Here is a 21,219-nt window from a genome sequence, read left to right on the forward strand (position 1 = left end):
AGGGGTTCAGACCGGTCGCCCCGCCCAAATCACTACTGGCACTAAAAAATATAGGGGACCGCGCCCGCCGATGGATGAACCGTCGGCTATTCGGTGACTGTCGCGAGAGTGCGGCAGTTCTTGCGACGTGCAAATCAGACGACACTACGTTCGTCAAAATCGTGACCAGCTAAAGATCGCAGAAGATATCTTATGGAAACTCGTATCAATATTCGATGCTATTTTCAGCGTTATTTGCAATATGGGGCATGAGAGCCATCTGTATTTTTGTCTCGATGGCTGGTTTCATATCGTTGGCGTTAATCTCTACCGTCGGTACGCCTGGCTTGCGCAATGCCTCTTTTTTCACTGCGTCGCGCATGGGTGCATTATTCTGATAGTGTCCGTCGCCCTGATACTCGATGGCAAGGATACTCACGCTGACCGCGTCGACGATGAAGATGTCGACCCGCTTGCTGTTAATCGCGCGAAATGCGTTGCGGTCCGGAGACCGCAGCACCTCGCCTAGGCTTGTCTGCGTGCAGACAACACCTCCCCCGCCCTCAGGAGGCTTACGGTGCGCCATCCCGCCTGCGAGATGTCATGAAACCCGACTGGAAAAACCGCCGCATCGTCGCCTCAAGGAACGCGCCAGAGCTAACGCTCGATCTGACGGTCCAACCCCGTCAGATTAGCCCTGATGGTCACCAGCGTGTCGAGAAACTGCTCGGTCGCCGTCTCGGATAACCCACGCACGGCCTCACGGCGCACCGCGCCACGGATCAGGTCGATCGCCTTCAGCACCGGATAAGCCGCCGGGGTCGGCCAGATCGTACGCACCCGCCGGTCGGTCTCGTGGCTGCGCCGCTCGATCAATCCTTGCTGCTGCAAGCTGTCGAGCAGGCGCACCACCATGATCGGTTCGACATCGAGCCGGCCGGCCAGCGTCACCTGATGCAGCCCCGGCTCATGGGCGATATGCACCAGCGTCGTTGCCTCGGACTGGTTGAGCGGCAATCCCGCCTCGCGCGCGAGCTGAATGAACCGGCGCCGCATCAGCCGTGCCGAATCGCGCATCAGAAACCCCAGCCTGCGGCGCAGCGCATCGGCATCCTCCGGCACCACCGCTGGGCTTGGCCGATCGTTCATGCGCCGGCCACCGGCACAGCAACCCGGCGGCGCCACGCGAGCCGATGCGACAGCCGATCCAGATACAGGTAGATCACCGGCGTGGTGTAGAGTGTCAGCACCTGCGAAACGAGCAACCCGCCGACGATCGCGATGCCGAGCGGCTGGCGTAGATCAGACCCGGCGCCCTGCCCCAGCGCCAACGGCAGGCCACCGAAAATCGCCGCCATCGTCGTCATCATGATCGGGCGAAACCGCATCAGACACGCTTCATGGATCGCCTCGAGCGAGGATTTACCGCGCGTGCGCTCGGCCTCCAGCGCGAAGTCGATCATCATGATCGCGTTTTTCTTGACGATGCCGATCAGCAGAATGATGCCGATGATCGCAATCACCGTCAGCTGATCGCCCACCACCATCAGCATGATCAGCGCGCCGACCCCTGCCGATGGCAGCGCTGATAAAATGGTGATCGGGTGGATATAACTCTCATAGAGCATGCCGAGCACGATATAGACCGCCAGAATCGCCGCCCCGATCAGCAGCGGCATCGAGGCCAGCGAGGATTGAAACGCCTGTGCGGTGCCTTGGAAAGAGCCCGCCAATGTGATCGGTGTCCGCATCCGGCTTTGCAACTGATCGATCAGATTGACCGCAGTACCCAGCGACACGCCGGGAGCCAGGTTGAACGACAGGGTGACCGAGGGAAACTGCCCCTGGTGATTGACGGTCAGCGGCTCGACCTTGCTGACGTAATGCGCGACCGCGCTGAGCGGAATCGCCCCGACCGCCGCGGCAGGACTTGAGCTCCCACTGTTACCGCTTGCGGCGCTTATCGTTGCGGCACTGGTACCGTTCGTGGCGCTCGCCCCCGCCGTGCCGGTGCCGGCGGCCGGAATATAGATATCCTGCAACGCCGCCGGCCCGGTCTGGAACTGCGGCTCAACCTCCAGGATAACCTTGTCCTGCGTGGTCGAGGTATACACCGTCGCGATCTGGCGCTCGCCGAACGCATCGTAAATCGTATTGTCGATCGTCGCCATCGACAGACCGAGCCGGTACGCCGCATTCCGGTCGACCTCGATCGCGATATGCGGCGACGCGACCAGCTGATCCGTCGCGACATCCTGCAACTGCGCCAGCTTGCTCATCGCCGCCTGCAAAATCGGCGCCCAGTGGTTCAACTCATCCGAGTTGGGGTCGGTCAGCGTGTATTGATACTGATCCTGCGTCAGCTTGCCGCCGACGCTGATGTCCTGCTGCGCCTGCATGAAGAATTTCGCCCCGACCACCTGCGCCACTTTTGGCCGCAGGCGCTGGATGATCGCCTGGGCCGAGGCGCGCGTGCCGAACGGCTTGAGCTGGATGAACATGCGCGCGGTGTTCTCGCTCGCATTACCCCCGGTCGCACCGGCGAACCCGACCACGCCGGCAACGCCTGGATCGGCCAGCACGATTTTGGAAAATTCCTGTTCGATCTTCGACATCGCCGCGAAGGAAATGCTCTGCTTCGCCTGCGCCTGACCGAACAGAAACCCGGTATCCTGCTCGGGGAAAAACCCTTTCGGAATGATGACATATAAAAACACCGTCACCCCGATCAACCCGAGCGTGGCTGCCAGCATCAGCGGCTGATGGCGAAATACCCAGATCAGTCCACGATCGTACCGCGCGATGACCCGCGCGAAAAATGCCTCCGCAGCCCGGCTGAACCGGCCCGGATTGTCGTGCCGCTCACGGGTCAGAAACTGCGCGCACATCATCGGCGTTAGCGTCAGCGACACGAAGGCCGAAATCACCACCGCAACCGTCACCGTCACCGCGAATTCCTGAAACAGGCGCCCGACGATGCCGCCCATGAACAACAGCGGAATGAACACGGCGATCAGCGAAAACGTGATCGAGACGATGGTAAAGCCGATCTGCCCGGCGCCCTTGATCGCGGCATCATGCGGCGTATCGCCCGCCTCGATATAGCGCACGATATTCTCGATCATCACGATCGCGTCGTCCACCACGAAGCCCACCGCAATGGTCAGCCCCATCAGCGACAAATTATCGATACTGTAGCCGAACAGATACATGATCCCGAACGTGCCGATCAGCGCGAGCGGCACCGTCACGCTCGGAATGATGGTCGCCCACATCCGCCGCAGGAACAAAAAGATCACCATCACCACCAGTGCGATGGTGATCAGCAACGTCAGCGTCACGTCATTGACCGAGGAGCGGATCGCCTGACTGCGATCCGACACCAGCACGACATGTACCGAAGGCGGCAGCGACGCCTGCAGCCCGGGCATCAGTTTCTTGATCTGGTTCACCACATCGATCGTGTTCGCGCCATCCGCCCGCTTGACCAGCAGCAACTCGCCCCGATGATTGTCGAACCAGGCCCCGGTGCGCGGGCTGACCGAAGAATTGATCACGTCGCCGACATCGCCCACCCGGACTGGCGCGCCATTGCGATAGGCGATGATCACCCGGCGGAACGCGCGCGCGCTGAACAACTGGTCGTTGGTATCGAGCGTGGTGGTCTGCTTCGGCCCCTCCAGCGTGCCCTTGGGCGAATCCAGCGTCGCGTTGGTCAACGCGGTATCGACATCGGCAAGCCCGATCCCCTTTGCCGCCAGCAGCAACGGATTGACCTGGACATGCGCCGCATATTGCTGCTGCCCCGCAACGATGACCTGAGAAACCCCGTTCACCTGCGACAGGCGCTGCGCCATCATCGTGTAGGCGTAATTGTCGAGCTGATACAGCGGCATCGCGTTGGAATAGACCGCATAGATCAGGATCGCCCGATCAGCCGGATTATCCTTGCGATAGGTCGGCGGGCTCGGCAGGTCCTTCGGCAGCAGCCCGCTCGCCGCGTTGATGGCGGTCTGCACGTCGCCGGCCGCCCCGTCGATGCTGCGGTTCAGCACGAATTGCAACGTGATATTGGTCGAGCCGAGGCCGCTGGTCGAACTCATCGAGGCAAGCCCCGGGATCGCGGCAAACTGCTGTTCAAGCGGTGCCGCCACCGACGATGCCATCGTATCCGGGCTGGCACCCGGCAGCGAGGCGGTGACCTCGATGGTCGGAAAATCGACATTCGGCAGCGCCGCCACCGGCAGTTTGGTATAGGCGATGATGCCCGCCACCAGAATGCCTGCCATCAGCAGCGAGGTTGCGATCGGCCGACGGATGAACCCTGCCGAAATATTCATGACGCCGGCGCCGGCGTCGGCGAAGGCCTATCGATCCTGACCTTCGCGCCATTAGCCAGGCGGAACTGGCCTTCGCGCACCACACGCTCACCGGCGGCGAGGCCTTTGGCAATGATGGCACGACCATCCTGCAGCCGCGCCACCGTCACCGCCCGCCGCACCACCGTATCATCCGGCTGGATCACATAGGCGTAATAACCGCTCGGCCCCTCCACCACCGCCGTCGCCGGCACCGTCAACGCCCTGGGCTGCACCGACAGCACCAGCCGCGCTGTTACATACTCGCCGGGCCACAATGTCTCGTGGGCATTGTCAAACTGCCCCATCAAACCGATCGTACCGGTGGTGGTGTCAATCAGATTATTGACGAATCGCAGATGCCCGCGGGCCAGCAGCGTGTGCCCGTCCTCGCCATACGCATCCACGGTGAGGCCATTTTGCGTCTGATGGCGCCGGATTGCGGCGAGACTGGCCTGGGTGACCGCGAAACCCACATAGATCGGCTTGGTCTGAGCGATCGTGACCAGCGTCGTTGCCTGCGTCGTCTGCACGACGTTACCGAGATTGACCAGAATGGCCCCGGTCCGCCCAGCGATCGGGGCGCGAATGAGCGTATAGCCCAGGTTGAGCCGGGCGGTTTCGACCGCGGCGGCATCGATCTTCACCGCCGCCTGCAGTTCCGCGACCGTGGCGCGCTGATCCTGATAGATCTTGGCCGAGGTATAATTCTGCCGCACCAGCGGACCATAACGCGCGAGATCACCCTCGGCACCGTTCAGCGTCGCCTGATCCTTCGCTTCTGTCGCAACCGCCTGATCCAGCGCCGCCTGGTACGGCCGTGGATCGATCAAAAACAGCCGCGCCCCGGCCTTCACCGCCTGCCCCTGGGTGAAAAACACCTTGGTGATCTGCCCATCGACCTGCGGCTTGACGGAAACGGTGTTGAACGCCTGCACCGTGCCCAGCCCCTGCACCTCATCGCGCACCGGCCCTGCCGTCACCGTGCTGGCCAGCACCGGCACCATGGCGTGAACCACCGGCCGCGACGCCGCCGCCCGCATCGTCAGGGCCCGCACCCCGAACCCGATCGCCACCAGTGCCGCCAACCCAAGCCCCAGGCGCCCTAGCCGTGCCATCAGGCGTCGCCTGTCCGGATCGATCGAAACAATGTCATATGGAACCCTTATCGTAGATAAACACTACGATAAGCCGCGCCTCGCCGGCCGACAATTCGCGAAAACCGCTCGAAATGTATCCGCCGGCGCGGGCTAACCCGCCAGTTTCCCCGCAATCGCCTCCAGGCACGACATACACGCTCCATTCGATTTGGAATTTCGTTCCTGCGCTGCGCAAAACCGGGACCGCCTCACGCTCGGCGTCACCCTGAAATCCGCTGATTCCGGCGGGCCTCGTCGGCGTATTCAGAGATTGTCATACTCGGCCTGAAAAACCGGTCCCATTCAATCCCGATCCCGCCACGGTTCGGCAGCGTCCTGATCGCCTCCAGTTCAGAGAGCCTGACGCTTCCCAGTTCGGGATACCCCATGCCGAGATCGCACAGTCCCGATGCAATATCTGGCTCGTCGGGATCAAGATCTGTGAGTAGCCAGGTTGCCCCGCCAAGGGGATCGAACAGTTTCACCACTGGCTGCGGGTTGAAATGCGGATTGCGGGCATAGTCGCGGCCGTTGGCGAGCATCGTCGCGCGTTGTTCTTCGGTGACCAGCATCGGTGCCTCCTTGTGCCGGGCTTTGCAGCCCGGCACGATCTCTTGAGAGTGGGTACGGATTATTCCGCTGCGATCTGCTCGAATTCGGCCGGCATTCCGCGCGGCGGTGCCGCCGGCTTGGACAGATCCTCCTCCGGATCGGCAGCGTCGGCGCCTTCGGCCGGATCAGCGTCATCGGGCGATGCATCGTCAGCGCCATGCTCTGTCTCCGCGCCGTTCGGATCATCGTCGCCTGGACCCTGATTGCCGTTGTGCCGGGCGTGGCTTTCGGCGAGCTTCGCGGCCTCGTCCGCCGTCAGCGCGAACGCCGCGCCGGGGTAGATGAACCGCTCCGTCTTGAACCGATCCACCACCGCGGCGCGGGTTGCCTTGCCGGTCTGGCGGGGCAGCACGCCGCTCGCGCTGCCGATCCGCTCGATCTCGGGCTTGGACAGGCAGGAGAGGAATTCCTGCGTGGCCATGTTCGGCAGGAACTGGCGGGCATCGACGGTCGCGCCGGCGATCCGTGCGACCGGCCCCGACTGCATCCCGAAGCCGTCGCGCAGGCAGAGTGCGTGCTTCAGCATCGCCCGCGCTCCGGTGCGGATTGTCTCTGGATCGTAGGTCAGGAGCCCCCCGGAGATCAGCGGATAGGCGATGGCGCTACGTCGGCGGTAGATTTGGCCGGGTTCGATCTTCTCGCCGGTCCGGACCTGGACATTGTCGCCGGCGAAGGCGACCACAAGCAAGGCGATCAGGGTCTGATCGTCGATCTCGACCTTATCCAGCGCCTCATGCAGCGCATCGGTCTGGAAGTCGCCGATCATCTTGAGCCCTTCCTTGGTGACCGGCGGGCGAGAGCTCGCTTGCACGAATTCAGCCGCGGTCTCGATCTCGCCGGTATCACCGGTATCTCTGGCTTCGTCGGTTACACCCCCTGCCCCGGCGCCGGCAGTGGTCGCCGGGTTGCCCTTCGCCTTCGCCTTCGATTTCGCGACCGGCTTGGGTTCGGGCAGGCGGTAGATCACGGTCTCGATCTTGCCCGTGCGCTCATTGATGAAGCGTCCGGCGGTCTCACCCTTCCCCGGCTTCTCGCCATAGACCTTCACCGCCTTGGCGGGCAGCTTCGGTTCGCCATGCTCGTTCACCGGCAGGATGACCTGGCCCTTCGGCAGCTTCTTGCTCAGATACTCGTGCTGGGCGTTGAGATAGGCCTCGGCCTGGGTGGTGTAGCGGTTGTCCACCCCGTCCTGGCCAAACAGATCCTCTTCCCAGATGATGCCGTTCGCCGTGGCGATCTTCGCATCGAACGAGGCATCCCGGGCATAGAACCGGGTTTTGGTCAGCGCCCGCGCCAGATCCCACCACATGACCCGCTCGGTCTTCTTCGGCTTATGCTTCTTCCAGGCTTCCGCCTGATCTTCGCGTGAGGCGCTGGCGATGGTGCGCAGATCACGCTCGTTCGGTTCATCCCCCTTGGCCATCTGGTCGAGGAGGGCGGGATGGATCGAACCGCACAGTTTGAGCCGCTTGATCACGCGGGGTGGCAGCGCGAGCGCGGTGGCGATGCCGTCCTCGGTCCAGCCACCCCCGCAGAGCGCTTCGATGGCGCGCCACATATCGACCGTGCCGAGGCCGGCGCGGACGATGTTCTCGCTGAAGGCGCGCATGCTGTCGTGATTGGCGTCATCGCCGTCAAGCACCAGCACCGGGATGGTGTCGAGCCCGGCTGCGATGCAGGCGCGGGTGCGACGATCACCGGCCTTGATCACCAGTCTGCCGTCGATCTCGCGCACGATCGGTGGCTGGATCAAGCCGATCTCGCGGATGTTAGCCGCAAGCTGGGCCTCGTAGGCTTCGTCCGGTTTGACGCGGCGGGGGTTGGCGGGGTTGGGCACGAGTGTCTTGGGATCAACCTGTCTCAGGTCCATCGGTAGCTCCATTGTGGTTGGGTTGGGTTGGGTTTTGTGTGGTTTGGTTTCCCTTCCAGTTTCTTCTGGAAGTAACTTCCGCGGCGCATGGCGACGGGACCGGCACCATTGCCGGCGAGCCGCCCTGCCCTGCGGCGCGCCGGAACGGCGCCGACGCGGGGCCGGGTGGCGCAGGCGGCAATGGAGCGCAGCGGTGCCGGGCACGACACCATGCGATCGGGAACGGATTACCGGCTACAGACCGGCGAACAGGTCCGGCTGGGCGACCGGGGTCTTGAGCGAGCTCTGGCCGGTCGATGGAACACGTGGTTGCGTAAAGACCCGATCGGCCTGCGTGATCTCCCCCGGAAAACACTCGCACGCGGTAGCTTTTGTGTCCGCCGGATTGGAGATGTTGGTGTCAGTCGGTCTTTGGGAGAATTTCTGGGCCAGTCGCTGGTACTCAGAGCGTTCGCGTGCCTCGCTCTCCTGCGCCAGCAATCGCCGGTGCCAGTCGATCACGCCCGATTGTTTCAACCGGGCGCGGATGACCTGCTCGACGTCGCTGTAGGTCCAGGCGGGGTCACCGTAGCAGGGGTGGCGGATCGTCTGGTCGAGGAAGTCGATCTTCGTGGCGCGGCTCATGAAGAATTCGCTCCAGAAACCATGTCGGTCGTACCAGGCGATATGGCCGAAAGTGTTCGACAGCCGTCCGTAGAATTTCTGGGTGAACATGGTCCCCGGGAAATCCTCCGCGATGAACCGGAGCAGATGGTTGCCGAATTTCGCTTTGGTCGGCGCGTCATCCCATTTCGTGGGGGTGAATTGCTCCGGGGTCAGCAGGGGCAGACGGATGGCGCGGGCGAGCGCGGTGGGGAGCATGGCGATCTCCTTTCGGGTCTCGGTGTCGGTGGAAAGGAATGGGAGGGGCGGGAGGGGGTCGTTCCCCCTCCTTTATTCGTCCTGGTCGGCACCAGACGACGCCGCACCGACATCATCGGTCGGATTGTCATCGAGAGAGGAACGTCGTGCGAACATGGCGGGGAATTCCGGGGGTTGGTCCCCTGCCCCGCTCGCGTTCGGACCCGCGCCGGTGTTGGCCTCGCTCTCCGTGGCGGCCAACGCCTTGTCGATCGCGGCCAGTTCCGCCAGTTTGGCATCGAGTTCGCCTTGCAGCTCGAACGGCACCCCGAGCCGCGACTGGTATTCGCTGATGCGATACTCGGCGTTGTGCAGGTCCTCCGAGGCGCGGTCGCGCTGGAGCTCGAACCGGCTGATCACTGATTCGATTCGGGCGATCACCCCGAGGGCGTTCATCTCATCCGGCATTTCGATCGTGAGGCGCTGGTCGGTCAGATGCAGGATCACCTTCGCGTCGTCGATCCCGCCCTGCCTGGAGCGCATCACCCGCAGGCTGAATTCGAACCCGCCGATCTCACCGGCAATCGCCTCCTTCTGCTCCCACGCGCTCTCCATGATCGTGCGGATCAGCGCCGATCCGGCATGCTTGCGCTCGGTAAACCGGGTCTCGCCAATGGTCATCGCGAAGGCATCGCCGGTGGTGTCGATCCGCCGCGCGATGTCCTTCTCAAACCCCGCGATCCGCTTGGTGGCGGTCTCGATCGACCAGCGTGCCTCGTTCAGCGTCCGGCGGATCGAGATCTGCCCGTCGATATGTGCGTCACTCAGACGACGGAGCCTTGCAAGCTCGGCTTCGAGCCCGGCCTTCTGCATCAGCCGCTGATCGCCCGAGGCAATCGCCTTGGCCATGGCGAACTGGTTGGACTGACTGTCGGCGTCCTCCAGCCGGCGGATCGTGCGATCACCCGACAGCGACGCCTCGATGAACCGCTGCTTGCGTTCGTTGTTCTGCCACATCGTCGCATCCATGCTGGTCTGCGTCGCATAGGCGTAGATCGCGATTTCCTCGTTCTGGTTGCCCTGCCGCTCGATCCGGCCTTCGCGCTGCTCGATGTCCGAGGGCAGCCACGGCACGTCGAGATGGTGCAACGCCACCAGTCGCTTCTGGCCGTTCACGCCGGTGCCCATGGTCTGCGATGATCCGATCAGGATCCGCACCCGCCCGGCGTTGAAGTCGGAGACCACCCGCTGCTTGTCCGCCGCCTTGCGGTAATCCTGCATGAAGGCGATCTCTGCGGCGGGCACGCCGCGGGCGACCAGCTGATCCCTGATCCAGCGATAGGCCGAGAAGCCGCGGGTTTTCTCGACGTTCAGCGTGCCGAGATCGGAGAAGATCATCTGACCCGCGCCGCGATTGGGGTATTCCTCGCCATCAGGCTGGAGGTATCGCCGCTCCGCCGTGTCGCGCCAGGTCTCGAATACCTTGTCGATCAGGGCGTTCAGCTTGCTGTCGGGGTCCGGCATCCCGCCCTGGGTCACCAGCCGCAGATCGATCGCGGCGTGGCGGCCATCGGTGATAACCGAGAGCAGGATGTCATCACCCTTCTGCGGCTTACCCTTACGGGCCTCGATCTCCTTGATCCGCTGGTCGAGGAAGCGCTGGTACATCCGGAAATGTGTGCTGGGTTCGACCGTGACCAACTGGCGCTTGCCGGTGGCGATGCGGGGGAGTTTCAGATACTCGCGCAGATCGGCCTTCTGGACGACGTCGGCAAAGCTGCGGAAGATGTCGATCAGTTCCGGCACGTTGACGAATTCCGAGAACCTGGTGACCGGCTTGTATTGGCCCGACGGCTGGAGTTCGAGATCGGTGCGCGCATCCCCGAAGTTCGCCGCCCAGCCGTCGAAATGCTGCAACCCCATCCGGGTGAGGATGTCTCCGGCAAAGAAGCGCTGCAGCGTGTAGAGTTCACCCATGGTGTTGGTGATCGGCGTGCCGCTCGCCATCAGCAGGGCGCGGCCGGGGTTCTTCTGGTCAACGAACCGGGCTTTGACGAACAGATCCCACGCCCGCTGCGAGCCGTTCGGATCGACGCCCTTCAGGGTCGCCATGTTGGTGGCGAAGCTGAGTTTGCGGAACTCCTGCGCTTCATCGACGATGATCTGGTCGATGCCGATCTCACCGATTGTCAGCAGATCGTCCTTGTCGCTGCCCAGAGCGTCGAGCCGTGCCTCGAACCCCTCCTTGATCCGCTCGATCCGCTTACGGCTGATCCGGTCGTCGCTGTCCACGCTGGTCAGGATCTCTTCCATCGCACTAATCTGGTCCTCGAGCATCGACCGCTCGAAGCTGGCCGGGACGGCGATGAACTTGAATGCGGAGTGGGTGATGATGATGCAGTCCCATTCCCCCGTCGCGGCGCGGGCGAGGAAGCGCTGGCGCTTCGCCTTGGCGAAATTCGTCTCGTCGGCGACCAGAATGCGGGCGGTCGGGTAGAGCAGTAGGAATTCGCGGCTGGCCTGGCCAAGGCAGTGACCGGGGACCACCATCATCGCCTTGGTGATCATACCGAGGCGTTTCTGCTCCATCACCGCTGCGGCCATCGAGAAGGTTTTGCCGGCGCCGACCGCGTGGGCGATGTAGGTCGCGCCATCGGCGATGATCCGCCAGATCACCCGCTTCTGGTGGGGGTAGAAACTGATCACGCTCGATGCACCGGGAAGCGTCAGATGCGAGCCGTCGAAGTGACGGGGCACCAGATTGTTCATCAGATCGTTGTAGATCCGGCAAAGCGTCTCGGCCCGTTCGGCGTCGGTCCAGACCCAGGATTGAAACGCCGTCTTGATTTTGGTCAGCTTCTCCTTGGCGGCCTCGGTCTCGACCACGTTGAGTTCGCGCCGTTCTGATCCGCCCGCATCCCGCCAGACGTCCCAGATCTGCGGGATCTGCGAATTCAGCGCGTCGTCGAGCAATTCGCCTGCATGGCGGCGTTCGGTGCCCCATTCCGTGGTGCAGGCACCGACGCCGGCGAAGGCGTGGGTGTTGATCGTCCAGCTGCCGATCTCACGGACGTGGCTGACCCGGGTGCTGACACCGATGATGTCCGTGCAGAAGCGTTCGATCACATTGGTCGGGATCCAGGTGGCACCGAGGCGAGCGGTGATCTCGGAGGGTTTCAGATCGACCGGCTGGGCGGCTTCGAGGGCGGTGACATTGATCTCGAATCTGGGGTCTTCCAGCGCGGCACTGCGGGCGATCGTGAGCTTGGTCCGCACCGGGCCGGAGAGATAGGCATCGGAGGTTTCCCAGCGGCGGGTCTCCGGGTTGAGGAAGATCGCGTTGGGCAGAAGGGAGATGACGGTCTCGGCGGTGGTGCCGAGCAATTCGGCGATGTAGTCGGGATCGACGCTGCCGCGATCGTGCAGGCAGACCGTCAGCGCGTCGGCCGCGGTCTCGATCATCGGCTCCGCGGGCGGGTGGATCACCCTTCGGTCGAAGATCGCACCGTGACGGCCCTTGTCGCTGTCGAGGTCGTACTCCTCGATCGAGGCAACCAGCCACACATCCGGGTCATCCGCGAAGGGGGCGAGATTGGGTCGGCGGACGATATCGCGGGTCTTGCCGGTTTCCTCATCGGTGATCGTGACCACCTGCGTCCTGTTGATCGCGCCATAGGTCCGCACGAAGCGGCCGTAGACTAGGCGGAGCTTCTGCTGAGCCTGCTGCCAGGGCAGATCGGCTTCCTGGGCGCGCAGCACCTCCCTGACCGCATCGCGGATCGGGATCAACCCGTCGATGATCTGGGCGGAGAGCAGCGGGATGCCGTCGCGCTTGGAATTCTTCTGCTTGACCGGGATCTCGGTCGGGATGCCGTCGACCACCTGATGCAGCCGGTTGCGGATCACGAGGTAACTGCCCTCGCGGATCGTCGCGCCGTCGGCGGCCTGGCCGGTGTAGACCGGCTCGGCGACTTCATCGGGCTTGCGGAACCGGGCGGAGTCCGGGGCGTGAACGCCTGATGGCAGGATGGCGAGCGCCTCGTGGATTGCTGCTTCGAGGCCGGGGCCGGTGTCGCCCTTGCAGGTGTAGACCAGGCCGTAGGGGCTGGTGGTCCGGTCATGGGTGCCGAGGACCTGGGCGGGGTGGTCGAGGAAATACCGGTTGATCGCGATCGCGGCCTCGTTGTCCGTGGTGGGCAGGGCTTCGCCAGTCTCTGTCCAGTTCACGGCGCCGGGGATCTCGTCATCGGCGCGGGCGCGGAAGACCAGCAGGTCGACCACCACGTCGGTGCCGGCATCGGCGCGCATTGCCCCGCCCGGCAGGCGCACCGCGCCGAGTAGATCGGCTCTGGCCGTGATAATCCTGCGGGCGGAATCGTCGATCTTGTCCATGGTCCAGCGGCTGACCACGAAGGCGGCGAGGCCGCCGGGGCGGAGGTGGTAGATCGACCGTGCGATGAAATAATCATGCAGCGACATGGCGGTGGGCGGGGTGATCTCGGTAAGGCGCTGGGTGCGGTCGGAGAACGGCGGGTTGCCGATCGCGAGGTCGAAATCTCCGATGAGTTTCGCCTTGGTGAAATCCTCCCGTCTGATCTGGCTTTCGGGGAACAACAGGCGGGTGATGCGGGCGGTCACCGGGTCGGCCTCGATGCCGGTGAAATGGCTGTTCGCGGCGATGGCTTCGGGCGCGAGGGCGAGGAACAGGCCGGTACCACACCCGGGTTCGAGGACGCGCCCGCCAGCGTAGCCGAGCCGTGCCACCGCGCTCCAGAGCGCCCGGATGATGAATTCCGGGGTGTAGTGGGCGTATTGAGTGGCGCGCATCAATCCCGCCCGTTCGTGCGGGCTGATCAGCGATTCCAGATCGCGGCCGATCTCTGCCCAACCGGCACGGAATCCATCCTCCGCGGATGCGCCATTGCTCGCGGTCGAACCTGACGTGCGGAATGCACCCTGGGCGAGTTCGGTGCTGCTGAAGGCGCAGAACTTGATCAACTGCGCCTGCTCATCCGGGGTTGCCGGACGGTTCTGGGTTTCGATCAGCTGCAACAGGCGGATCGCGGCGAGATTGTCCTGCGCGCGGGCTTTCCATCCGGCCGCGAGGTTCCGCGCACCGTCGAGCCGGAAGTTCGTCCCGCGACGTGCGGCATCGGACCGGGACGAACGACTCCCCTGCCCTGCTGGCGTGTCGGCTTCGTCGGTGTCGTCCACCGGGTTCTCCTTCATCGGGATACGGATCAGGCCGACCGGGTTGAGATCGGCTGGGGTGAGTGCGGTGGTGCCGAACAGGTCGAGACCGAGTTGGCCGCCCTGGTCGAATGGATTGATCGGCATGGCAGGATATCCTCTGGAACGAACGCAGAACGCCGTTCCGGGTTGGAACGGCGTTCTGCGGTGGGCTTGATGGGAAAGGTCAGGTTCGGGCGATCGGGCCGACGTCCGGGCTGGACCGGGTCGGATCGCTGCGGTTTTTCAGGCGGGCGGGTGGATCGCGCTCGCGGGTTCGATCGCTGCGAGCAGATCCGGGTGTTCCTGCGCGAACCGGCCGCGCTGGTAGGGTCGGCCGCGTTCGGTTTCGACGATCAGGCGTTTGAACCGCTCGACGTCGTTGATCCGGATGTAGCCGTGCCGGACGCACCAGGCTCCGTTCTCGTATTCATCGGAAAGGTCGGGGTGGAGCGGCGGAAGCGGCTTGCCGGTGACTTGATCGAGCGCACCGCGCAGCCACCAGGCATGCAGGCGGTATTTATCGGTAACCCGCCCGTGTTGCTTGATCAGTCGTTCACGTCGGGAGCGATAGCGTGTCATCGCCAGCCTCCTGCGGTACGGGGATGTTGTGGATCTCGGCACCGGCGCGGCGATAGTGCGCCGCAACGATCTCCAGTCTTTCGTAGGACAAGGCTTTGCAGATGATGAAACGCGGTTCCTCGCCGACCGCGATCATCGGCCCGTTGAAAGCCAGGTGAAGCACCTGATCGGGATCGGCCTGACGAACATCGATGACGGCACCTCCCGCGGCGAGCACCCGGGCCTTCATCGCATCGAGGTCATAGCCCGAGATGCTGCGCCCCCAACTGACGTAGAGCGTCCATTGCGAGGGGTTGATCCAGAGGTGGCCGCCTGTGGTCGCACATGACTGCGCGATGAGGTCATCGAGGAACGCCTGGTTGCCGCTGCGCGGCTGGGAAGGATTGCTCATCGGTGCCTCCTCAGATCATGCCGAGGGCGAGCAGCCAGGACGGTGCACCGTCCCGCGAGTGACCGTCGGGTTCGACCTCCTCGCCATCGGTGGCTTCGACCACGCTGTCGGTGGACCAGCGCTCGATCTCGGTCATCGTGGGTAGGTCGGTGATCGACCGGGCCCAGGCCGGGAGATTGGTGATCGCCAGTGCTGCCCGCTCGAACCGCTCGGCCTTGATCGCATCGGTATCGGCAGGTGCACGGGTGCGTACCCAATCCGAGCACACATCACGGACATAGACGGCACCGTCTTCGCGGTAGGAGATGAGGCGGTGGAGTTTGACGCTGAAAAACCGGTAGCGTTCGGGTTCCGCGCCGCTCGGCTGGGATGGCGCGTTGTTATGCAGGATTTCCGGGGAGGCTGACATGGGAGGAATCTCCTTCGATGGGTGTGATCCGATCGAAATCCTTCGTTTTTCTTTGGATTTCTCGAATCTACCCATCGCGCGACCGCAGCTCGGCGACGGCAGGCAAGGGCGCGGGGCGGGCGCCTTCGCCCGACCCGCGGGAAACGCAGCCAGGCGCAACCGGCGCTTGCGCCGGTGAGCATGGCGAGGCCCCACCCCTTGCCGGCCAAGACGGGTGCGGTAGCCGATTTTCTGTTCCCTCTGTTCAACGCCACTCTCTTCAACGGATCCCGAGCGGTGCCGGCCGCAGATCGGATGATCACCAGCTATTCTGACTTGCACATGTCCATGTGTATGGGCATAATGTGTGTCTATTCGAAGGAAATCGATCATGAGCGCCGTCGTCAACGACCCGTCACCCTCGCGAACCACTCGCATGTCAGCCCTGGTCAGCGATTTCGAGGCCGCGGAGATTGCCCGGCGGGCGAGTGCTGCCGGACTCTCGGTCAGCGCCTACTTGCGCGAACGAGCCTTGGACCTGGGCAACAACGCCGGAGATGCCGATGCGCTGCGGCAAGTCGATCGCATGATCGATAAAATGACGGCTGACGTCGACAATGCGATCGGCGTTCTCGCGACAACTTTGCGGCGAATGAAAAAGGCATGACCGATTGGTTCGATCGCATTGCCCGGCTTGCGGCCCTTGGAGAACGCATCGCCGTTCTCGCCGATGGTGTGAAGACGATTGTCGCGAAGGTAGAGGATCATGAAGCGCGTTTGGTCCGGCTGGAAACCATCGTGGAAATCGCACGACCGGACGGCAGCGTCTTGCGCATCGCGCCGCAGACGCGTTCGAAAAAACTGCGCTAACACGTTATTTTTCGGATTTCGCCGTTTTACAGTCAGTTTTTGAGCGAATGCGCTTGACCTTTCGGATTTTTTCTCAAATTGCTGCTCCTGGTCATGAATTGTGACCGATTGTACAATCATCAAGGAATAGCCATGCCTCGCGGTATCAAAGGATCCTCCAAACTTAACCCTACTCCTGCTGAAAAGCCCAAGCCCGCTGCGGCTAAATCAGCGGCCGCCAAAGTGACCAAAGTGGCCAAGCCGGCGATACCCGCCGCTACCTCTGCGCCTTCATCAAAAGCCATGACCAAGCCTGCGAACAAACCAACATCGAAAACACCGATAAAATCGACAAAGTCCGCGCCCATCAAATCCCTCACCAAACCCGGGCCGAAAAAAACGAGTGCAGCCAAGGCACCAGCGCCGAAATCATCGCCGGCCAAGGTCGCGTTGAAAACGGCGGGACCAGCAGCGGCCGTTGGAAAAATGCCGATCGGCGAACTGCGCATCAAGCTCGAGAAGCTTGAAACCGAAAACGCGAAACTGCGTACTGAGAAAAAAGATCTTCGTGCGCAACTGAGAAACCTGAGTAAGGAACTTGCCGCATCTAAGATTGTGAGCAGCGACAAGCCAGTCGTTGTATCCGCGCCCACCCCGGCTGCAACAACAGATGACGAAACACTCTGAATAGCACCCCGCTTTCGACAACCCGTCTCAGACGGGTTGTCGCTGCTGAAACATCAATTCGGCAGGAAAATCTGTTAAACGCTGGTCTGCGCAGATCAATTTAGCAAAAGCACACGTCGCCCGTGAACCGCCGCGGATCAGAACCTGGTTATGATCGGCAGTTGGTCCGCGCCGCGAGAGACGGCTTTGCCAAGTCCCATGTTCCATATCGAAATGTTACCGAAATCGGGTGTTGCGCCGTAAGGCCATCGCTAGCCGGAAATTGTAAGCTGCTGATCTTTGCCAACAATCGCTCGTTGAGTGCGACCAGACTCGGTTTCAACAGGCGCACATTTGTAACACGGCCATCAGGCGCGATCTGGAACCGCACAACGGCCGGCCCCTCGCAATACAGATTACGCCCCTTGCCACCGTGGCCAAACGTATCGAACAATTCTTGTTCCACCAAGCGTCGATAATGCTTAGATGGCGCTGGGACCATCACTGTGTTGGCGTACCACTCATTCGGCGTTACCGCGGTTTGGCTGGCTGCGAGAGCCATCGGCGGCGCAAGAGCCAATAATCCCAAGCCCAAAACGATGGGCCGTGAAAGTCTGGAAACTACCCTCATGACAAACCTCGCTTGCAACTACGCTTTAGGATAAGGCGACGCCCCACGAAATTTCAATTATGGAATTATCCTGGCCGAACTCGGATTGTCAGCCTAGCGCCAGGATGCGTTGATCAGCATGCTCCTGGTGCCGGCCGGCGCCTGGATGCCGTGCATCGGCTGGGCGAATTCGATACGCCCTGACAGACCGACTGATCTTTATCCGTCGCTCAACTAAACTGACGCCCTGCGCTGAGAATAACGCCTATGATTCGCGCGGATGGGCGCCGGCAAGGACACATTTGGTTGCACTGCCGCTTCGCGGGTTAGCGATCTCCGTCCAGAGGACGATGAGCGGGTGACCTTTCGTTGATATCTTTGTCGCACATGTGGCTTCTGTTCGTCGGCGAACATCGCCGCAAGGATCATATCGTCATTGATGCACCGGTCGTGGTGGAATTCTTCTCAGCCTCTGGTCCGATGCAAAAAGTTACGAGAAACTGGCATTGCGACGACGTGTACCAAAGAGTTCTTCATAGCGATCGCGGACGGCGGGGCCGGTCAGATAGTCAGCATCGATGCCAAGCAGGGCGCTGATCCTGCGGCGGATGCTTGCGAGCATCTCCGCGTCTTCACGGGTCGGCACGATGGTCGGCAAGCCTTTCACGTAGAGCAGATGACGGGGCAGCCGTGCCTCCAATTGCATCCGCTCGTGGGCAGCGAGCCGGGCCCGCGTCACCGCACGTCGCATATCAGCGTCGAGCAGATGCGGCGCGGTGTCGGCAAGCCAGCGGTTTCCCTGAAACGCAAAGGTCGATCGGGCTTCGAGATCGACCATGGCGCGGTAGATGTCATGGTTATCCGGGCAGGAGGCGGCGGCCCGGAGATCACCGATCGAACTCATGATGCAGAACACGCACGACACGCGGGTCGAGCCGTAGACCGCATAGGCTTCATGGGTCAGACTGGCCGCCACGATGGTCCGCCAGACGTGCTCGATCGGCCATTCGATGATCGGGTTCCAGACCAGGGCCTCGCGGCGTCTCGTGGCGAGGTTGCTATCGATTGCGCAGACCGGCTTGGCCCGGCGGGTGGCGCTTTCTTCTCGCCTGATCCCGGTCACGTTCAGGATCGGGCGACCGGGGAAACGTTTGGCCAGCGCCGAAGCGATCACCTTGGTTTTTGCCTCCGAAGTACAGAACCGCATCGACGGCGTGCTCCAGGGCAGGATCACCTGCACACATTCGAGGGCGGCATAGCGGGCGACGTTGTTGGCCCAGCGCCCATTCCACCGGTGCAGCAGATCCCCGGCCTGTCGGCGCACGATGACAAGTTCCCAGCCGATTCGCTCGGCAAGGCGCTGGCAGGACGGGAGACTGTCGCGCCACTCCATCCGGCCAAGATCGGCATGGATCAGGATGCGCGGTCCGGTATGGCCGATCACGCTCAGGTGCCGATCCACCGCGATGGCGACCGCGCAGGAATCCTTGCCGCCACTCACCCCGATTGCGACGGCAGCTTCGTTAGCCAGCAGACGCATGACCTCTGATGTGAGCGCAATCGGCGGGAACGCCGCGTCCAAACCAGCGCCCGCGTTGCCGTCGATATCGAGGGCCATAATCCCTTGCCGGCGTCTGGTGGGCAGGGGAACGCATCGTTTGCTGTCTCCCCTGCCCTGCTCCGCGCTTGCGGAGCAAAACGCGTCCATCACGCAGCCGTCGCAACAGATGAGGCCTCGTCGCCGGCGTCGTCCACCGCCTCTCCCGGATCGACGTCGTTGTCATCGTCTCCCGCGCCCGGTCCCACTGCCGCTGCCGCTCGCACCGCAGCGGCGTAGTCGGGATGAAAGCCGAGGATATAATCGGCCGCGCGCGGTGCATCGGCCGCCGCGCGGAAGATCGCCTTCCTGTCGGACCTGATGACGGTCATCCAATCGGCAAGGTAGCTGGCAGTATTCTCGATCTCGGCCTGCACGCCGACCACGGTGCAGATGTTCACCGAGGCGATCTAGACCATGAGTTCCTCGAACGCATAGGCCGCCGAGCCAAATCGCCCGCTTTGGCTCAGGTCGAGCCGGGGTACCGCGTATACATAATGGGCGAGTTCGTGGAACGCAGTATCGGCGAACGCCGCATCACTCCTGAACGCACCTTTCGGTGGCAGGTAGACGCAGTTCCGTGACGGGACGAAACAGGCTTGCGAGCCGCCGTAGACGCCGTCATGGCGCTCGCCCCGATCCAACCGTCACGGCAGACGATCACGCCGACGATACGGCAAGGTTCGTGATCATCTGTTCCCCTTTCTCGACCACCCCGCGGTCGCTGCCGACAACAACGGATCGGAACGCGAACTTCGGCCCACCGCGACATATCGCAAGGTCACCGGAGGGTTCCGGTCCAACTGGGGCGCCGATTTCCTCGCCAACGTCCGATCCGTCGTCGGCACCGCCGCACGGCACGGCGTTGATGCCTATACCGCCATCAAAAACGCCGTCACCGGAGCATCGATGCCGATCGACCTCCTGCCGGATTGAGCGGATACCAGGAGGCGAATTCGCGGGGGATGAGGAGGCGGAGGAAGGCGTGGTGCTGGTCCCACGGCGCCGGGGTTTCGGGTGGGGTGGGGAAGAGTAAGGGACGTGAGGCGCGCGCGGGTGCGGGCGGGGAGCCTGATCTGGTTGCCGCGTTGGCAGCCATCGGACCTGAGGCCGCAGATGATGGCGGCGAGGCGGTCGGTCAGAGATGGGCGAGGCGATGCTTCTGGCAGGGGAGAATATCAGCATGGGGGGTGGGGCGTGAGAAAGGGGGCTTGTCGTTCGATTGGTGATTTTCGGATTTTCGGGGTGGGTGTAAGAGTGACGGGGCCGAATTCGGCTCTTTTGTGGATGGATGTGATGATGAAGCCCTTGGCGTTCGGCGGTGCGGCGGTGGGGATAGTGGTTTTGGCGGCAATCGGGGCCGGTTGGGCGTCGGCGGATAATGGCAGTCTGCCGACGACCGATCTGAAGCGCGAGGCGGCTTCGGGGCAGGCGGGGGCGGCTTATACGCTGGGGATGCGGTATTACGACGTCGACGGGCACAAGCCGGATTATAAGAAGGCGGCGCACTGGCTTACGGTCGCCGCCAAGGCGGGGGATGCGCGGGCGCAGGCGCAGCTCGCTTACTTGTATCAGGAAGGATATGGGGTTTCGCGCGATTATGCGTTTGCGCGGCATTGGGCCGGACAGGCGGCGGCGCAGGGTGATGGCTCGGCGATGGATTTACTTGGCGATCTTTACCTGCATGGGCTGGGGGTGAAACGGGATTACGTCACCGCACGTTCATGGTTCGAGAAAAGCGCGGCTAAGGGCAATTCAGCGGGGCAGGCCAATCTCGGATGGATATATTTCTACGGTCTCGGCGTTCCGAAGGACTGCAAGAGGGCCGTAGGCGACTACCGCGACTCGATCCGACAGAGCGATCCTTCTGGCGAGAATAACCTGGCCGTCGCATATTTCTTCGGATGCGGAGTACCGCAGAACAATACGGCCTCGCTGAAATGGGCGCTGATCGCCGACCGGTCGATCACCGCTAAACCAGGACTGTTGACCGAAGGAAACAAGGCGCGGATCGCGCGAAACATTGTTAATCTCGAGCAGCGGATGACGGCGTCGGAGATCGCGACGGCGAAGGACGAGGCGGCAAAGTGGAAGCCCGGCGACTAGACG

17 protein-coding genes and 2 pseudogenes are annotated in these 21,219 nt (G+C 62.8%); 5 read left to right on the forward strand and 14 right to left on the reverse strand.

The features are described from left to right. Positions 1–205 precede the first annotated feature (205 nt). The 11 genes from AruPA_RS17390 to AruPA_RS17440 form a co-directional block, all read right to left on the reverse strand. The gene (locus AruPA_RS17390) at positions 206–565 is read right to left on the reverse strand and encodes a DUF2726 domain-containing protein (protein ID WP_265638025.1); all 360 of its coding nucleotides are present in this window, start codon (positions 563–565) and stop codon (positions 206–208) included. A 71-nt stretch (positions 566–636) separates the two neighbouring features. After that, complete coding sequence (locus AruPA_RS17395) at positions 637–1,128, reverse strand: MarR family winged helix-turn-helix transcriptional regulator (RefSeq protein ID WP_265638026.1); 492 nt, start codon at positions 1,126–1,128, stop codon at positions 637–639. After that, complete coding sequence (locus AruPA_RS17400; RefSeq protein ID WP_265638027.1) at positions 1,125–4,319, reverse strand: efflux RND transporter permease subunit; 3,195 nt, start codon at positions 4,317–4,319, stop codon at positions 1,125–1,127. Before AruPA_RS17400 ends, AruPA_RS17395 begins: the two co-directional genes overlap by 4 nt. Beyond that, positions 4,316–5,455 (reverse strand): efflux RND transporter periplasmic adaptor subunit, encoded by a 1,140-nt coding sequence (locus AruPA_RS17405; RefSeq protein WP_265638028.1) that lies wholly within the window; start codon positions 5,453–5,455, stop codon positions 4,316–4,318. The genes AruPA_RS17400 and AruPA_RS17405 overlap by 4 nt, the downstream gene beginning before the upstream one ends. A 242-nt stretch (positions 5,456–5,697) precedes the next feature. Beyond that, positions 5,698–6,048: a DUF2958 domain-containing protein gene (locus tag AruPA_RS17410; RefSeq protein WP_265638029.1), complete on the reverse strand. Its 351-nt coding sequence runs from the start codon at positions 6,046–6,048 to the stop codon at positions 5,698–5,700. A 59-nt stretch (positions 6,049–6,107) separates the two neighbouring features. Further along, positions 6,108–7,958: a ParB N-terminal domain-containing protein gene (locus AruPA_RS17415; RefSeq protein WP_265638030.1), complete on the reverse strand. Its 1,851-nt coding sequence runs from the start codon at positions 7,956–7,958 to the stop codon at positions 6,108–6,110. Positions 7,959–8,192: 234 nt separating this feature from the next. Then, a complete protein-coding gene (locus AruPA_RS17420; RefSeq protein ID WP_265638031.1) occupies positions 8,193–8,819 on the reverse strand; it encodes a hypothetical protein in 627 nt (208 codons plus the stop codon). Between the two features lie 72 nt (positions 8,820–8,891). Continuing rightward, positions 8,892–14,135: a helicase-related protein gene (locus AruPA_RS17425; RefSeq protein ID WP_265638032.1), complete on the reverse strand. Its 5,244-nt coding sequence runs from the start codon at positions 14,133–14,135 to the stop codon at positions 8,892–8,894. A 138-nt stretch (positions 14,136–14,273) separates the two neighbouring features. Next, complete coding sequence (locus tag AruPA_RS17430) at positions 14,274–14,609, reverse strand: hypothetical protein (RefSeq protein ID WP_265638033.1); 336 nt, start codon at positions 14,607–14,609, stop codon at positions 14,274–14,276. Beyond that, positions 14,584–15,000 carry a hypothetical protein gene (locus AruPA_RS17435; RefSeq protein ID WP_265638034.1) on the reverse strand — a complete coding sequence of 139 codons (417 nt, stop codon included), beginning with the start codon at positions 14,998–15,000 and terminating at the stop codon, positions 14,584–14,586. The genes AruPA_RS17430 and AruPA_RS17435 overlap by 26 nt, the downstream gene beginning before the upstream one ends. A 10-nt stretch (positions 15,001–15,010) precedes the next feature. After that, a complete protein-coding gene (locus AruPA_RS17440; protein WP_265638035.1) occupies positions 15,011–15,409 on the reverse strand; it encodes a hypothetical protein in 399 nt (132 codons plus the stop codon). Between the two features lie 370 nt (positions 15,410–15,779). Here AruPA_RS17440 and AruPA_RS17445 point away from each other — a divergent pair, with 370 nt between their 5' ends. From AruPA_RS17445 to AruPA_RS17455, 3 genes are all read left to right on the forward strand, one after another. After that, positions 15,780–16,055 carry a plasmid mobilization protein gene (locus AruPA_RS17445; protein WP_265638036.1) on the forward strand — a complete coding sequence of 92 codons (276 nt, stop codon included), beginning with the start codon at positions 15,780–15,782 and terminating at the stop codon, positions 16,053–16,055. After that, on the forward strand, positions 16,052–16,258 hold the full coding sequence (locus AruPA_RS17450) for a hypothetical protein (RefSeq protein WP_265638037.1): 207 nt from the start codon (positions 16,052–16,054) through the stop codon (positions 16,256–16,258). The genes AruPA_RS17445 and AruPA_RS17450 overlap by 4 nt, the downstream gene beginning before the upstream one ends. Before the next feature lie 132 nt (positions 16,259–16,390). Then, the gene (locus AruPA_RS17455) at positions 16,391–16,924 is read left to right on the forward strand and encodes a hypothetical protein (RefSeq protein WP_265638038.1); all 534 of its coding nucleotides are present in this window, start codon (positions 16,391–16,393) and stop codon (positions 16,922–16,924) included. A 1,079-nt stretch (positions 16,925–18,003) separates the two neighbouring features. On the opposite strand, the gene AruPA_RS17460 is transcribed toward AruPA_RS17455, so the two are convergent. Continuing rightward, complete coding sequence (locus AruPA_RS17460; RefSeq protein WP_265638039.1) at positions 18,004–19,053, reverse strand: phosphoadenosine phosphosulfate reductase family protein; 1,050 nt, start codon at positions 19,051–19,053, stop codon at positions 18,004–18,006. A gap of 167 nt (positions 19,054–19,220) precedes the next feature. Continuing rightward, positions 19,221–19,754 (reverse strand): annotated as a pseudogene (locus AruPA_RS17465) (zincin-like metallopeptidase domain-containing protein). Positions 19,755–19,797: 43 nt separating this feature from the next. On the opposite strand from AruPA_RS17465, the pseudogene AruPA_RS21845 reads away from it, so the two are divergent. Beyond that, positions 19,798–20,046 (forward strand): annotated as a pseudogene (locus tag AruPA_RS21845) (transposase); the annotation flags it as partial. On the opposite strand, the gene AruPA_RS17470 reads toward AruPA_RS21845, so the two are convergent. Further along, positions 20,006–20,209: a hypothetical protein gene (locus AruPA_RS17470; protein ID WP_265638040.1), complete on the reverse strand. Its 204-nt coding sequence runs from the start codon at positions 20,207–20,209 to the stop codon at positions 20,006–20,008. The pseudogene AruPA_RS21845 and the gene AruPA_RS17470 sit on opposite strands and share 41 nt — an antisense overlap. A gap of 188 nt (positions 20,210–20,397) precedes the next feature. Here AruPA_RS17470 and AruPA_RS17475 point away from each other — a divergent pair, with 188 nt between their 5' ends. Further along, entirely contained in the window at positions 20,398–21,216 is an 819-nt protein-coding gene (locus AruPA_RS17475) for a tetratricopeptide repeat protein (RefSeq protein ID WP_265638041.1), read from the forward strand. Positions 21,217–21,219: the final 3 nt, after the last annotated feature.

Source organism: Acidiphilium sp. PA, assembly GCF_026191915.1.
GTDB lineage: Bacteria > Pseudomonadota > Alphaproteobacteria > Acetobacterales > Acetobacteraceae > Acidiphilium.